This window comes from Providencia sp. PROV197, assembly GCF_028479625.1.
GTDB lineage: Bacteria > Pseudomonadota > Gammaproteobacteria > Enterobacterales > Enterobacteriaceae > Providencia > Providencia vermicola.
Map to the genome: position 1 here is coordinate 90,860 of NZ_JAMPNZ010000016.1, position 15,210 is coordinate 106,069.

Consider the following 15,210-nt stretch of genomic DNA (forward strand, 5'->3'; position numbering starts at 1 on the left):
ATATTAGGAAAGCTTATACCATAGTTTCTATTTCATTTTAGTCATGGCTTGGGATTATTATTTGGTTTTTTTTCAGGTTTGGGTTTTAGTACAAGATTAATGTAATAATCTAAAGGGATGAAATGTGCTTTTTTATCATTACTAACAGCTATAACAAATGAACTTCGAAAATTACTCGAGCTGCTACTTTCACTATCTCTTTTTTTAAATTTAGTCAGTTCAGAAGTATACTCGGATAGTTGATTTTTATTCATTCCATTTTGAAAAAGTTCTTTTTTATCTAATGGGGTGCTATTATTGACATCAAAATATCGTTTAATATCTAATTTTATTTTTTTCTGGGATTTATCTAAAATTCCCCCAATAACAAAATGGTGCCTCCACCCATCGAGCTTTTTACAATTTTCTTTTGCTGTGTTAAAACCTTCCTCATTGCCCTTATATTTTTTATATTCTGAATTGAATTTTTCCAATGTTTTCTTGAACTCAATAATATAAAAATTATTGTTTTTTCCAACTACAGCATCAGCAATAGATTCCACATGGCCATCCAAAGGGGTCAATAGATTTAAGTCATAGTCTTTTTGGGAATTTAGTACAAAATTGTATTCTACAGTTTTTTCCCACCATATCGATTTATTCAAAATATCATCTGTCATATATAATATATCCTGATTGATTTCTACTATCATAAAAGTATATGTATAACATGCATAGAATAAATTAAAGGTTTCATTTAAGCTACATAAATAATTGGTTAATATACAGAATTGCAATCAAATTAAATCACTTAAATCGAATTGGAATGGCGAACATTATTCACCACACTCCCATCATACTCCTTAAGATAACCCCCATAATGCCTAAACAGCATCTCAGGTCCCTTATGCCCCATTTGTCCAGCTAGCCAAAACAGATTTGCGCCTTGGCTAATATGTCGTGTAGCGAAGGTATGTCTCGTTTGATAAGGATTACGATATCGGATACCCGCTTTCTTCAGCGTTGGCACCCATGCTTTTTTTCTGATTGCATCGGCACCTGCCCAGGCTTTATTTGTTTTCGGATCTTCGAAAATTACACTATCTTTCATAAACGTGAATTGCTTTTGGTTATTTAGGGCATTTATGGCCTCACTATTTAATTCAACTTTTCTGGTGCCGGCTTTCGTTTTGGTTTTCTTAATAACACCGACGACGCTGGCGGATTGCACGTGTGCAGTATTTTCTATGAAATCGATATCACTCCATCTTAATGCGCATAATTCAGAACTTCTTAACCCAGTATTAATGGCAAATTGGAATAAGTTTTTCCATTGCTCATATCTTGCCGCAGCGAGTAGGGCAGAGACTTCTTTAGGTGATAAAGGGTCAACGATATAACTGCTTTCATTGTCACTGTTATTTGATTGATATCTTGAAGCAGATACAAGGCTTATGGGCCAATGAGGTGCGTTTGATGCGCACAATTGATGGCAGGTCGCATAGGCAGATTTGCCGGTTGTTTGATAGGGCAAATAAGGACCCATTTTGGTGCAAAAATATTCTTAGCCCAAGCACACTTCGCAAGCAGTGGGACAAGCTAGTATTAAAATTTGCTGAAATTCCACAAGGTGAAGATTGTTTGCCTGCACAAGCTCATTGGAATAGTCCTGAAGCGTGGGAGAACACACTATGAAAAGTCTCCTATCAGCAATTGAAACCAGAGATAGCAAAAAATTATCGAGCCTAATTCAGCCAATCAATAAACCTGCTGGAATTAATGAACATGCGGAAAAGTTGGTTGATATGCTGTTTGATAACTTAGTGCAAATTTTTCCAGCGGCAAAGCATACTGTGTTTTCAAATCAAGACGATATTTCAGCAACTAAACGGCAATGGGTGCTGGCGTTTAGCATCCTTTTAGGTCTTGCTACCTTTTTTATGAATCGACGAGAGCAGCGAAAGCGAACACGTTTATTTGAAGAACTCGTTAATAAAACCGATCCACAAAACCCATCAGCTACCGCACGAAAAGCCGCCGAACTTATGGCGAAAGCCCCTAAGGATATCTAATGTCACTCAAACAAAAATTAACTGCGCTTGTTGGCGCAGGGGCTTCGGCTATCGCTTTAACGGTGATCGCGCATTTTGAAGGTGTTAGATATGAGCCTTATGAAGATGTGGGCGGAGTGTTAACGGTCTGTTATGGGCATACGGGGAAAGACATTGTTCCTAATAAAGTTTATTCAAAAGAAGAATGCGATGAGATATTAGAATTAGATTTCGAATTAACAAAAATGCAGGTAGATCGCTTAGTTAAAGTTCCTGTAAATGAACATACAAAAGCCGCTCTTTATTCATTTGCATTTAATGTTGGTACCGGTGCATTTGCTAAATCAACCATGCTTAAAAAATTAAATGCAGGTGACCAATACGGTGCTTGTGAAGAACTTAATAAATGGGTTTACGCTGGTGGTAAGGTATGGCGTGGGCTAGTTAATCGCAGAGAAGCGGAGGCGACCATATGCCATGGAAACCTATAGTAGCTGTAATTTTCTTTATGCTGCTTGCGATATCAATGATTGTTTTTGGTGCTTACCGTATGACAGATAACACATGCGGTATTGATAAGATCAGTTTAGAAAAACGCTGCCAGAAAGCTATCGATCACTATAAAGGTCGGCAAGTTAATTTTTAATCTTCTATATGGTAACCGCCATGAATAAAGTCAGAGCATTATTATTTATCGCTGCATGGGTGGCCTTATGGGGAATGTGGAAACAACATGAAAGGATAGGTGAGCTAAACACCAAGAATACCGAACTACTCGTTGAGCTGACAGAGCAAGTCAAAATCAATGAAGATTATCAAGAGCGTGTTCAAGCGCTTCATAAACTCGATACTAAACATACTCAAGAGCTAACAAATGCAAAAAGTGAAATTGATAAGCTGCGTATTGCTGCTGAACGTAACCCTGACCGCGTGTACATCAAAGCCAGTTGTAAAAAAGCCGAAGACACTACCACCTCCGCCATGGATGATGCAGTCACCGCCAGACCTACTGACTCCGCTATCCGAAATTATTGGTTACTCAGACAGCGGATTGCAGAATCAGAGCAAATGATTAAAGGGCTGCAAGATTACATTAATACCGAATACCACAGCACTTAGTAGTTGTGTGTATATCAACCATAATATGTTAGAACAAGCAAGCTTAAAAAGATGGCTAGTTTTTAGAAATAGCCTCTTCATCTAAGATAGGTTGGACATTTATTGTTTCTACATCTTTAATTTTCTTTAACTCATTGATATCGTTTTGGATGTTTTTATACTCTCCATCTGTAGATGAGTTTTCGTATATAAATTGTGGTGGCGGGTTGGATTTCCCAGGGGCGTTTCTGTATATGCCAATCAGCGCTAAACTTTCAGTTAAAATAATATTTTGTGATAAAATTGTTGGGATTAAATAAATCGTGAGAGTACTGGTTGTGGGTAGCTTTATGGCAAATGATTTTATTTCTGTTATAGATGATTCAATCTTTGATTTATAATAGTCAGTTTTCTTATTATTTTTTTTGCATAAAAATGATTGGGCGTCAGAGTCTGGGTTTATAAGTATAACTACAGTTTTTTTGTTTTCCTTTGTGAGCCTTTTGGCAAAATCGCCAGCATTAACAGATAGGAAGTTTCTTCCATCATTCATAACAACACATAGGTCGTCACTGGCTATGATGTCAATTCCTAATGAATTTAAATTGTTATTATATTCTATTTTTTTTAGGCCTATTTTTTCCATTGATATTAAGTTTGGAAATTTATTATTTATTAATTCCTTAACCTCATAGTTTGTTTCTTTAGATATTATTTTGTTTATAAAATACGAGATAGTTAAACCAATAAATATTGTTGTTCCCAAAGGGGTGGTTATTTTTTGAACCGATTCTGGCGATTTTGCAACTATGGGTAAAATGGTTATAAATGCATAGGCGAGCGCACCCCATAGGGCAATATTTTTTCTAAGCGCAATCAGTCGTGGGTCCATTTTATATCTTCTCCATGAATATATATGAATGAAATTACATTTTTATGTATGCAAAAAGGATAACTTAACAGCCAATAATTTTCCAGATAGTGATGCAGTGGAAGAAATTGTGATTTTAAAAAACTCTGCAAACGTCATTCGTTGAGTGGTGGTGATAGAGATTTATATAGGAGATAACACGATGACCAAATCGGATTGGGGGGCGCTACAGCAACAGTTCCTAGTCGCCTACGCTAAAAATTTGATTATGATTAAGTGGTTGCATTGATTTCAAGGTCTCCACCGCGTATATAGTTAGTGTCAATAATAAGCGGAGGTAACAATTGATGGCTTTAAATAAAATAATTCTTGGTGTTTTTGGCGCAGGGCGGCGCGGCAAGAGCGAAACACTTCTTTTGCTGATTGACATATTAAATAATGATAAAACTTATTCTGAAATTGAGACAAGGCAAAGCCATTATTCTGAAAATGACAAAGTAGCTATTTTTGGAAAAAATGGATTTAAGGTGGGAATCACAACGATGGGTGACTACCCTGAAGCTGTAAAGAATGAATGCATGAAATTAATTGAAAATCAGTGTGATTTTATAGTTACAGCTACCAGAACAAAAGGCGGCACAACTAAAGAGGCAAACAGAGTTGCAAAACAATATGGTTACGATGCTATATGGTTTGAAAAAAATAGAGCAGTGAATGGTTGGTGCAAAGAGTGGCCGGCTACTAATGAGAATGAAAAATTTAAATTAAATAAAAAATCATATTTTAATAAAATCAATAAATTAGATGCTTTATTTTTATTTGAATATATTGATTCACTAATACAAGGCTAACCCGCCTAGTGCGGGTTTTTTATTGCAAATCACAAAGCTCACTACGGTGAGTTTTTTAATTTGTTATGAGGGAAACATTATGGCTAAGCCGGATTGGAGCGAGCTACAAAAACAGTTCCTGTCTGACCATGCTAAATCAGGAATATCCCCTAAAGAGTGGTGTGAAGACCAGGGACTAAATTACGCAACTGCGCGACGATATATTAAAAGGCCAGCTGCGCAATCTGCGCAAAAAACTGCGCACGAAAAAGAATGCGCAAAAGAGCCTATATATAATAGTGCAATACCAACTGCGCAGAGTAGTGAACAAGATAATGCGCACAATGATGAAAACACGTTTAACCTGTGCAACTACGGGCTTAACGATATGCAGTTCAGATTCGTCAATGAGTATCTTGTCGATTTAAATCGGACGGCAGCTTATAAGCGAGCCGGTGGAAATGGCGAAGGTAATACTGCATATGTTGGTGCCAGTCGGATGTACAGAAATGCTAAGGTCAATCGTGCAATTACAGACGCGTTGGCAGATAGGGAACGCAGAACGCAAATAACCCAAGATGCCGTATTAAAAATGTGGTGGGATATTGCGACTGCAGACGTTAACGAGCTGACTGAATATCGCCGATTATGTTGTCGTCATTGTTGGGGCTTTGGTTTCAATTATCAGTGGCGTGATGCGGTCGAATATGACGATGCTGTGAAAAAAGCCATGGCAGCAAGTAAATCACCTTCGCAAGATGTTGGAGGTTATGGTTACGATGACACATTAGACCCTAACCCCGATTGTCCTCGATGTAATGGCACTGGTATTGGCCGTGCACATTTTCATGATACGCGTGACTTAACTGGCGCCGCTCGTCTTTTATTCGCTGGTGTGAAAGAGGGGAAGTTTGGTGTCGAGGTGATCACTCGTAATCAAGATGATGCGCTTAAAATGGTTGCACAGCATTTGGGGATGGTTAAAAACAAAACTGAGATAACGGGTGCTGATGGTGTGCCTATTCAATCGACAGGAATTGACTTTAGTCATTTGAGTTTTGAGCAGCTCCTACAATTGAGAAAAATTAACTCTACTTACTTAACATAATGATATATAGAGAATCATTATTAAAATGATTCAGTATAGAGCTCTAGATATAATAGTAAAACTTCAATCTAAAGAGATTCGAATGTTGATCTTATAAGTCATAAGAAAAGATATTATCTATTCCTTATGACTATGTTTAGAGAGTTCAATTTGCATATGACTTATTTATGTTTTTTTCTTATGTATATACCTTTTTCTATATATTATTTTTTTGCAGATATAAGGGTAATAAAGGGTTAATGAAACTGCTAATGCTGAGAAGGTTATAATCAATAGCCAGTGGGTTTTAGGTTTTTGGATAAATGTTACATAATGAGGCGCTAAGTAGAAGAAACCCAATAGTGTAGAATATGCCCATAATTTTCCTGATATCAAAATAGAAAAAATTATTTCGGAATATTTAATTAACTTATTGATGCACTGAGATTTTAAATTGTAAAACCTAAGGGAAATGCAAAAAATTATGGCTGTGATTAATAAAAATAACCCAAAGTAGAAAGTTTCAAGACCGTAAAATTTATAAACTAGGAAAGATATTATTGGATGAATTTGAGTATCAAGAGTTATTTTTCCTATATGCATAAAACAGATTAGGATAATGGCAAGAATAAATATGACAGATTGAATAATTAATGGAATGATAATCTTCTTTATATTTATTTTTTTCTTGGCTTGTTTAGAGGAGGGAGCCATTTTATTTCCTTATGAAAAATTAGATAAAAGAAAATTATAAAGAAATTTATATATATGTCTATATCGATGATGTTTTTTTCATAATTATACTTATTTAACATAATGGCTCTTACATGCCCTGCGACTTTTCAACTCAGCTAAAATGTCGCCTCAAACCGATAAAAGTCTAAATGTTCTTCCTGAATTTAGGCTTTTTATTTGTTGCTAGTTTGTTATCAAAACCTCACTTTCCATTTCACTGTCATTTTGAGGTGAAAGGGCTATTTATTCCATTTTAGGTGTGGCTATGAATATCGATTTCAGTTTGTTTGATGAAGAGATCGAAAGGGAGATAGCGCGCCGTAGTTTGCATGAATTTATTCAGTATATAAATCCTGAATACATCACAAGCCATTTCTCTCAAACGGTGTGTGATGCGCTCGACCAGTTCTTGGTTGATATGATGGACGGAAAGCGCCCTAAGTTAATATTAGGCGCACCGCCACAGCATGGTAAGTCTGATATTGTTTCCCGCTATCTTCCCGCTTATTTCTTTGGAAAATACCCGAACATGCGGGTTGGGGCGTTATCGTATTCCTCTGATTTAGCTGGTGATATGAATACCGATGTTCAGCGGATCATGATGTCGGCTGAATATCGTGTGCTATTTCCTAAGAGCTGGTTAGGCAACAAGCCTGAGAATGGTATCTCCGTTAAGCGTAACTCTGACGAGTTCGGCATTGCCAATCACAAAGGCAGCTATGTGTGTGCGGGGGTCGGTGGTCCATTAACGGGTAAGAAAGTTGACCTCGGTATTATTGATGACCCGATAAAGAACTCGAAAGAAGCGCTTAACGGTAGTGAAGAAGTTGAGGTGCTGGAAACTATCAGCGGCCAAATTTATCCCGTTAAATTCGATAGAGCAAAAGAAATTGTTTTGTTTTGTCGTGTGACTGTGAAAAAAGCCACCGTCGATGCACAAACGATTATTCCCGCCGCGGTTGAGTCATGGTCAAATGGGGATATCGATGGTGAGGGCGGTTTAGTGGTGGGGCGCGATGTATCACCTTTCGAAATATCAGCCAGTATCAATGCTGTTGAGCCTCGGTTGTTTATTACACGTGTCGAACTTTCAACGGATGGCAAAGCCTGGTCATCAAATAACTATGAAATCAAAATGAATGAGGTGGCAAGGCTCAAACGCAGTGCGGTACAGGTGGTGCTGGTATGAGCAAAATCCAATCATTTGATTTTCATTCTGATTTATTAAAGGCGATCCTTTGGCAATATGAAGATGCGGAAAACCTCAAGGCATTAGCTAAATACAAAGCAGACTATTTTGAACAATCCACTGTCCAGTTTTGGCGTGATTGGTATCGTGATGTGTTTAATATCGATACCGCGAATGAGTTCGGGTTGAATATTTGGGCGCGCATTCTTGATGTGCCGTTGGGAATTGATGTTCCCCCGAGTGATAAAACGAAAATCGGTTTTGGTTTTGGTAAAAAGAACGCTAATTTTAAAGCCAACTTTCGACGCAATGCCGATTACACACTATCACTGACGGTAGACCAAAAGCGCCTCATTGTGCGTATGCGTTATTTTAATCTTACGCAAAGCCCAACGGTCACCAATATTAACGAATTTCTTAAACGCTTCTTTTGGCAGGCGGATAGTAAAGTATTCGTGCTTGATCCGCTGGATATGACCTATTTGTATTACGTGTTTAATTTCAACCCGGACGAACGTTTACGGGTCCTTCTTGAAAACTTTGATCTTATGCCTCGCCCATCGGGTGTGGGTGTCAAATACCGTATCGTGACGAAGAAAGCCTTCGGTCACGGCCAATACCGTAAAAACTTCCTTAGCAGTAATTTCGGAGCCTAAAACTCATGACAAAAATATTTAAAATCCCCTTTGCAACACAAGGGGACAGGACTTCTATTCCCGATGATGTGCAAGCTGATGGTGCAGTTTCTTACACGCAAGGCTATAGCTACGATTATGAGCGTGACCAACAAACTGATCCGGCTGCGAAAGATATTGAACGCGAAAAAATGAACGGCATGTTTCACGATATCACGGAAGCGATAGGCGAGTTGCAAAGCTTTGGTTTTCCTAAATGGGCGATAGAAGGCAAACCTTACCCTATTCGCGCCATTGTTTATCATAAGAATAAAACATGGCAGTCGAAGATTGAAAATAACAATGTTGAACCTGTCGCAGGCACGGCATGGCAAGAACTGAAGGCAGATTTAAGTGCGGGTGATATTAATGTTTATAACAAAACAGAATCTGACAAGCGCTTCCAGCCATTAGGCAACTATCAGCCTGCAGGTTACAGTTATTCTAAAGCAGAATCTGATACCAAATATCAACCCAAAGGCAACTATGCCCCCGCAGGGAATTACGCGCTCAAAGGTGAAAGCTACACGAAGGCAGAAGGGGATACACGATATCAGCCAAAAGGCAGCTATCAACCATCAGGGGACTATGCCTTAAAAGGGGATGCCTATACAAAGGCAGAGTCTGATGGTAGGTATCAACCTAAAGGCAGTTATCAAGCAGCAGGTTATAGTTATTCAAAAGCGGAGTCTGATACCAACTATCAACCCAAAGGCAACTATGCCCCCGCAGGGAATTATGCGCTTAAAGGTGACAGTTACACCAAAGCGGAAGGGGATGGGCGATATCAGCCAAAAGGGAGTTATCAACCATCGGGGGATTATGCAACAAACACAGCACTTAATAACGGGTTGAATGCTAAGCTCAATACGAGCAGTGTTGCCCAATCAACGGGCGGATCAATAACGAACGTGATGAGCCAGAAGGCCGTCACCGATGCATTACAAAATGCGGTCAATCTTAATACCATTTACCCTATTGGTATTGTTGTGTGGTTTGCACAAAATAAGAACCCCAATACCTTATTCCCTGGTACGAAATGGCAATACATCGGCGAAAATAAAACCATTCGATTAGCTGCTGCAAGTGGTGCGAATGTGTTGACAACTGGCGGTTCGGATTCAGTGGCCATTGGTAAAGGTCACCTCCCAGCAGTATCATTAAAATATTCAGGTACGACTGCAAGTAGTGGAGGGCAAACACATACTCGTGGCACCATGAATATCAAAGGTGAGTTCGCTAATAATGTTGAGGCTTGGAAAAATACAACCACATCAGGATATGCAACAGGGGCTTTCACAAGAATGACAACTAGGTATGTTACATCGCACACAGAAACTTCTAATGGCGGATGCTATTACTTTTTGATGCATCAAAAACATGGACTGGAGAAACATCAAATAATGGGTCACATACCCATACCTATTCTGGAAATACTGAAAACCTCGGTTCAGGAACTGCACTAACAGTGACTAATGCCTATATCATGTTGATGGGATGGTATCGAGTCAGTTAGTATCAGCATTTAATGCGTAATATTCAACTCAATGTGAAACTTATACGGAAAAATAAATGTAAGGAAGTCTAATGAAATAACTGTATAATTCAGAATGGATTTTGTAAATTACACAGTTAAATACTCATGATGATAGCACTATGAAAATTTTAAAAAAAATCAATAGATATAGAAACATACAAACAAAAAAAATCAAACTAAAATTAAACTTATTATTTATGAATTTCTGTTATCGAGAGAGAGATTCAACAATAGCTGAATATAATAATGTATGCTTTTTTATGCATACGCAGGCTATTGGTGATTCTATTATTACATCTGGATTGATTGAAAGAATCAGACGTAGTGGCAAAAAAGTATTTATTGTTGGGCCGGAAAAAATAAGGTTTTTATTTAATAGCATAATAGAAGCTGATGGGTTTTACTCATTTAATAAGAAAAAAATACCGGAGCTTATCATTGAATTGAATAAACTAGATATTGATTTGGTTATTGATACATTTGATTTTGATCATTCTGTTTTATATAGACTAAAAACACTTTTTTTGCTAAAGCCCAAGAAATCAATTAGTTTTGGTCACCCTAAAGGAACAATTTTTGATGTAAATATAGTAAATGATAATAGTGATGCTCACTTGTCTGAAAGGATGAAGAAAATACTTGAAATTATTAGGTTGAATGATAATAGCTATGGGTATTCCTTATCATTTTTAAGTGATGAATTTAAAGTTGCACATGATTATGCTAATACTATAAAAAAAACTGATAAATTAGTCGTTTTCAATCCTTTTGGTTCTCACCCAGCTCGTTCACTTTCAATGGAGCAAATAAATAAAATTATTGTTTATTTAAATACGCTTGAAGGATATAAAACAGTCTTCTTTAATTTGGGCTGTGATTTTTCATGTGATGATCTAAATAATGTTACCTTAAACCCATTCAGAAATGCAGGAGAATCTTTTGCTCTAGCTAGCAATGCAGATATTATAATTACTGTTGATACTTCAATGGTTCATTTAGCAAGCGCATTTAATATTAAACAATATTGCATTTATAATAATAGGTTAAATAATGGTACGCAAAATAATAATATCATGTTTGGCCCAAACAATGATAAGGCCGTTCAATTGACAACAAATGAGTACCTCCAAACTGAGGACGGTGATGATATTCATAATTTTGATGTTTCGTTACTTATTGATGCAATCAATGATAATTTAAATGAGTCGAATTCCTTAAAGTGATAAAAGGGTGTCTAGATAAATTAGCATTTAATAAATCATCTAGACATGATTTTTTGTTATGGTTATGTATGAAAAATAATTTTCGTTTTCATATCTGTAATATATGTACAATTTTCAGGGACATTTGTCAAAACTAGTGACATCGCACCTATTTTTGCATTATTACCAATTATAATATCCCCTCCTAAAATAGTGGAGCCACAACCTATAACGACATTATTCCCTATTACTATACTGTAAGGGTTTTTTCTCCATCCGATTGTTATATTTTGATAGCAGGTAAAATTATCACCAATTATAGCGTGTCTTGTTATTATAATTGATGAGTAGTGGTGTATTTTTAATCCGATTCCAATGGTTGCACCTAGTTCTATCTCAGTATTGTATTTATATATTAGTTTATTTTGAATCTTACTAGCGGTACGTCTATAATACTTATTGGTTGATGAATGCATGCAGTTTGCCAATCTCCACCAGAAAATAAAATTAACTCTATTTCCTTTGGCTATGCGTTTAAGTAATCTAATCCACGAAAATGATTTATTATTTAAAAATTCAACTTCCCAGAATTTTTTGAGCTCCTTTGTGTCTGAAGTGACTATAAAAAATAGTATAATTATATAGTTCATGGAACATAACCTTATAGATTGATTTGCTAATATCGCTGAATTGGAATCATATTATGTATATTATCAGTCATTAAGTATTTCTAAAAGTTATGCTCCACTATAAAGCTGATTTAGTGGATTTTTTTTAGAGGATTGTGGTCTTAAAGGGTTATAAATAACTTATGCGTAAGAATAAGAATTTCTCACTATAGGAGAAATTTTTCTATCTAATTGATTTTATTGTGTATTAATCCCTGCTTATAATGAGAGTGTTATAACTAATTGTAAATAGATTTATCACCGTGAATTTTAAATACTCTGGGCCGTTAGGTTGTGTGGGTTCAAATTCATCTCTGGGCACCAAACAAAATTTGATTGAGTATTTAATAGGGTGGAATGATGAGAAACTACCTGATAGTAGCTTCTCATTTTAATTTCAGAGAGAACTCTCTCATCCATGGGGGAAGATGTTATTCTAATAAAACTGACATGAAAACGTCCAGACTCCCTCTGGTGACTTGTGAAAGTAACCGATACCATTGTCTGCCCACATCCAGTTTACTTTTTCCTCTGATCCCACCTGAAAGACAAAATCTTGAATTCCCGCACCGTGTTGTATCTCCATCGGATAGCCTCCGACTTTGGTTCTTCTATATCGGTTAAAATCATCAAAGAAGCAGTCACTTGCTTCCTCATCCTCGTTTACGTCGGAAAGGTCAATAATATCCCAGGCATCCTCCCATCCCGGAGCATCATCATTGACATGCAACCATCGAATCGGAAATGCACGGTACGGCGTGTCTATTGCAGGCAATAACTCCAGTCCCTCAAGGGTGGTATATTCACGTATTAGCCAACCTTCTCCATGAGGTTTATCAAACGGGTGGCTTTCCATATTGTGGTAGAGCACAAGGAGTGCAATGCCCTTCAATTGTTCAGGGATCACGGGAAGCTCATCCATACGGATTTGAAGAAGTGGAAACATTGGCAGTCCTTTCCAGACTGGTAATCCTTCACCCGGTAGAGCGACTCCTTTCAAAAACCAAGATGTAATGGGGTCTGCTGTAGGGCGAAAACCTCCTACCTGCGCCACTGATGCGGGACGTAATTTAGAACTGAGTTCTTCTAAAACTAGTGCACTCTTGGATTTCATGTTTGTAGCCTTGCGTATGCAGATATTTTTTAGTTTCTAAAATAGCGCTATTTTTACTATATCTCGTAATTACTACCTTGCATTGATTTTTATGAATAATAAATATCCTGAATTTAGGTTATATTTAAGATTAAATCTAGAATTAACAGTAATGTCTTTGCTTACCAACTGAATTATTAGGACTTTTAAGGAGTGAAAGTGTGTAAATTCACACGTATTGCCGTCCTGGTACTTGTAGCCATTACTTCTACTGGGTGCTCTACAGAGGGGAATGATCTGTGTATTTTTGGTATAGAAAGTTGGAATAAAAGTTACACGAATTATGACAATCCTATTTACCAAGATGCAAAAGGGAAAGAGTTATCGCGTCAAGCCAGAAATAAACTACTAAAACAAGCAGATGAATACGCGAAGGGTTTTATTAATGAAGATTATGATATTGCCGAGACCTTATGCCCTAAGCTTGATACAAATGACATTATTTTTGAAACGCTGCATGTTCAGAGCAAGATAACCTATGAAGATGGATTGAGATTTCTTACTGTGCCAATCGATTATACTGGCTCGCAGTCAGCAGTAGTTCAGCTGATTAAAGACAGAGATAAACCCTTTTCTTCTAGGATAAAAAGCGATTCGGCTGAAGTGGCGGGTAATAAGGTTGTAGAGGGTCCATGCCTCAATAATTTGTGCAATAAAAATGACCTCATCAAGTTTTGCGAAAGCAAACAGCGCACACTGTTGAAAGATGAAAAATACGTAGATAATTTAAAGACTTCTTACATACGTGAAAGTGGAATTGCTATTACTTTTCCAACAAAAGAAAAAAAGATATATGAATGCAAGAAACCTAAGTTATTCTAAAGTGGCCAGCACAATTTAGACGGATGTAACTACAGCACTAAGTATTATGGCGATGATATGTTTACTATTTTGATATTACGCTTGCGAAAACAGGCGTCCAAGTTAAGTCTTTTGTCTGGTTGTTTATTTGCTTTTAAATGGTATTAGCATGAGTAAAGATGATTATATCCTTCGGGCACTATCAAAAATCTCTCACAAGCGCTGGGAACACTACATCATCAACCGCATTTTTCACAGGTTGAGTGACCCTGAGCTTGAGTTCGTTTGCCAGCAGTGTATTCGAAAGGAAGGGCACTCCGGAAAGATTTATCTCACAGACCTGCTTTTCCGCAGCTGAAGCTGTATCTTGAAATAGACGAGGCGCACCATGATAGTGATGAAGCTAAAATGGCTGACGGAATCCGCCGTTTGGACATCATGGAAGCGACAGGCTTTATTGAAAAACGAATTCCAGCTCATAACACGACACTGGACAAGATTAATCATCTTGTTGACGAATTCATTGTTCTTGTTAGGGATATAAAAGCTCAACAGAAAGCACAAGGCGTGTTCCGTTCTTGGGACTATGGCACCCGTTATACTGCTCAAAAGCATATTGACGAAGGCGTTATTGAAGTAGGCCCTTACGCTGCATTCCGATATCACAAGGATGCTTTGCAGTGCTTTGGTTATGGAGATAAAGGACACCACCAGTCAGGTAGTTGGCGAGTGCCAGAGACTGTTGTAAAAGCAATCGGTTTGGACGGAGATGTAATGGTTTGGTTTCCGCGTTTGTATAAGGCGGGGGAGTGGGACAACTCACTTTCCATTGATGGTGACCTGATAACGGAAAAAAGTCTTAATCCAACACGTAACTATAGGGAAACGTGGCGTTATCGTATCGTAATGGCTCACTCTCGTGATGAGCTGAACCGGACGCTATATCGATTTCTTGGTGTTTTCACTCAAGATGAGCAGCTATCATCTGAAGGCGTTAACGTTTTCAAGCGGATAGATACACGCATCAAGGTTTATACAACATAAAAGTAGTTCTGCATTTTGTAGCTCAGCCATAATTAAATCTCCTGTGACGTAGGGATTTAATAATGTCTGTTATCCTGAAAGAGCGATATATAGACATTCACGCTCGGTGAATGAGGACCTTGTTTATCGGGAAGGTTAATCTGATTAACCCAACATAGGCATAAATGATGAAGTTGCCAAAAAAACAGGTTATCAATACATTGTCGCTGCCACTTGTATTACCTAGCCCCCACCTGATGTTTTCGCTGCTGATAGAGGATTACGAACAATTCTAAGCACCAATAAATGGGG

At 37.5% G+C, this 15,210-nt stretch carries 16 protein-coding genes and 3 pseudogenes; 14 read left to right on the forward strand and 5 right to left on the reverse strand.

Annotated elements, in window-relative coordinates; genetic code table 11:
- Positions 1-41: 41 nt before the first annotated feature.
- Both PR808_RS09165 and PR808_RS09170 read right to left on the reverse strand, forming a co-directional pair.
- On the reverse strand, positions 42-659 hold the full coding sequence (locus PR808_RS09165; RefSeq protein ID WP_272539158.1) for a hypothetical protein: 618 nt from the start codon (positions 657-659) through the stop codon (positions 42-44).
- 131 nt (positions 660-790) lie between these two features.
- Positions 791-1,438, reverse strand: a pseudogene (locus PR808_RS09170) (site-specific integrase); the annotation flags it as partial.
- Between PR808_RS09170 and PR808_RS09175 the strand changes: the two are divergent.
- The 5 genes and pseudogenes from PR808_RS09175 to PR808_RS09195 form a co-directional block, all read left to right on the forward strand.
- A pseudogene (locus PR808_RS09175) lies at positions 1,435-1,674 on the forward strand (helix-turn-helix domain-containing protein); the annotation flags it as partial. The pseudogenes PR808_RS09170 and PR808_RS09175 overlap by 4 nt on opposite strands.
- A 110-nt stretch (positions 1,675-1,784) precedes the next feature.
- Positions 1,785-1,877: pseudogene (locus tag PR808_RS20630) on the forward strand (replication protein P); the annotation flags it as partial.
- A gap of 173 nt (positions 1,878-2,050) precedes the next feature.
- A complete protein-coding gene (locus PR808_RS09185) occupies positions 2,051-2,521 on the forward strand; it encodes a lysozyme (protein WP_272539160.1) in 471 nt (156 codons plus the stop codon).
- Positions 2,503-2,676 (forward strand): hypothetical protein, encoded by a 174-nt coding sequence (locus tag PR808_RS09190; RefSeq protein ID WP_272539161.1) that lies wholly within the window; start codon positions 2,503-2,505, stop codon positions 2,674-2,676. Before PR808_RS09185 ends, PR808_RS09190 begins: the two co-directional genes overlap by 19 nt.
- A gap of 20 nt (positions 2,677-2,696) precedes the next feature.
- A complete protein-coding gene (locus PR808_RS09195; RefSeq protein WP_272539162.1) occupies positions 2,697-3,149 on the forward strand; it encodes a lysis protein in 453 nt (150 codons plus the stop codon).
- Positions 3,150-3,204: 55 nt separating this feature from the next.
- Here PR808_RS09195 and PR808_RS09200 read toward each other — a convergent pair whose 3' ends face one another.
- Complete coding sequence (locus PR808_RS09200) at positions 3,205-4,020, reverse strand: hypothetical protein (RefSeq protein ID WP_272539163.1); 816 nt, start codon at positions 4,018-4,020, stop codon at positions 3,205-3,207.
- A 326-nt stretch (positions 4,021-4,346) separates the two neighbouring features.
- Here PR808_RS09200 and PR808_RS09205 point away from each other — a divergent pair, with 326 nt between their 5' ends.
- The 6 genes from PR808_RS09205 (at position 4,347) to PR808_RS09230 (ending at position 11,274) form a co-directional block, all read left to right on the forward strand.
- Positions 4,347-4,850 (forward strand): hypothetical protein, encoded by a 504-nt coding sequence (locus tag PR808_RS09205; RefSeq protein ID WP_272539164.1) that lies wholly within the window; start codon positions 4,347-4,349, stop codon positions 4,848-4,850.
- Positions 4,851-4,929: 79 nt separating this feature from the next.
- Complete coding sequence (locus tag PR808_RS09210; protein WP_272539165.1) at positions 4,930-5,937, forward strand: terminase small subunit; 1,008 nt, start codon at positions 4,930-4,932, stop codon at positions 5,935-5,937.
- Between the two features lie 979 nt (positions 5,938-6,916).
- Positions 6,917-7,840, forward strand: a complete 924-nt coding sequence (locus PR808_RS09215) for a terminase family protein (RefSeq protein WP_272539166.1) — start codon at positions 6,917-6,919, stop codon at positions 7,838-7,840.
- Positions 7,837-8,496 (forward strand): DUF2612 domain-containing protein, encoded by a 660-nt coding sequence (locus PR808_RS09220; protein ID WP_272539167.1) that lies wholly within the window; start codon positions 7,837-7,839, stop codon positions 8,494-8,496. The genes PR808_RS09215 and PR808_RS09220 overlap by 4 nt, the downstream gene beginning before the upstream one ends.
- Before the next feature lie 5 nt (positions 8,497-8,501).
- Positions 8,502-9,980 (forward strand): phage baseplate protein, encoded by a 1,479-nt coding sequence (locus tag PR808_RS20695; RefSeq protein ID WP_272539168.1) that lies wholly within the window; start codon positions 8,502-8,504, stop codon positions 9,978-9,980.
- A 190-nt stretch (positions 9,981-10,170) separates the two neighbouring features.
- A complete protein-coding gene (locus PR808_RS09230; RefSeq protein ID WP_052219302.1) occupies positions 10,171-11,274 on the forward strand; it encodes a glycosyltransferase family 9 protein in 1,104 nt (367 codons plus the stop codon).
- Positions 11,275-11,336: 62 nt separating this feature from the next.
- On the opposite strand, the gene PR808_RS09235 is transcribed toward PR808_RS09230, so the two are convergent.
- On the reverse strand, positions 11,337-11,903 hold the full coding sequence (locus tag PR808_RS09235) for a serine acetyltransferase (RefSeq protein ID WP_272539169.1): 567 nt from the start codon (positions 11,901-11,903) through the stop codon (positions 11,337-11,339).
- Between the two features lie 454 nt (positions 11,904-12,357).
- Complete coding sequence (locus PR808_RS09240; RefSeq protein ID WP_272539170.1) at positions 12,358-13,035, reverse strand: DUF1963 domain-containing protein; 678 nt, start codon at positions 13,033-13,035, stop codon at positions 12,358-12,360.
- Positions 13,036-13,233: 198 nt separating this feature from the next.
- Between PR808_RS09240 and PR808_RS09245 the strand changes: the two genes are divergently transcribed.
- The 3 genes from PR808_RS09245 (at position 13,234) to PR808_RS09250 (ending at position 14,919) form a co-directional block, all read left to right on the forward strand.
- A complete protein-coding gene (locus PR808_RS09245; protein ID WP_272539171.1) occupies positions 13,234-13,896 on the forward strand; it encodes a hypothetical protein in 663 nt (220 codons plus the stop codon).
- Between the two features lie 148 nt (positions 13,897-14,044).
- Positions 14,045-14,233 (forward strand): AbaSI family restriction endonuclease, encoded by a 189-nt coding sequence (locus PR808_RS20700; protein WP_442960056.1) that lies wholly within the window; start codon positions 14,045-14,047, stop codon positions 14,231-14,233.
- A 50-nt stretch (positions 14,234-14,283) separates the two neighbouring features.
- Entirely contained in the window at positions 14,284-14,919 is a 636-nt protein-coding gene (locus PR808_RS09250) for a hypothetical protein (RefSeq protein ID WP_272539172.1), read from the forward strand.
- The last annotated feature ends 291 nt before the right edge of the window (positions 14,920-15,210 follow it).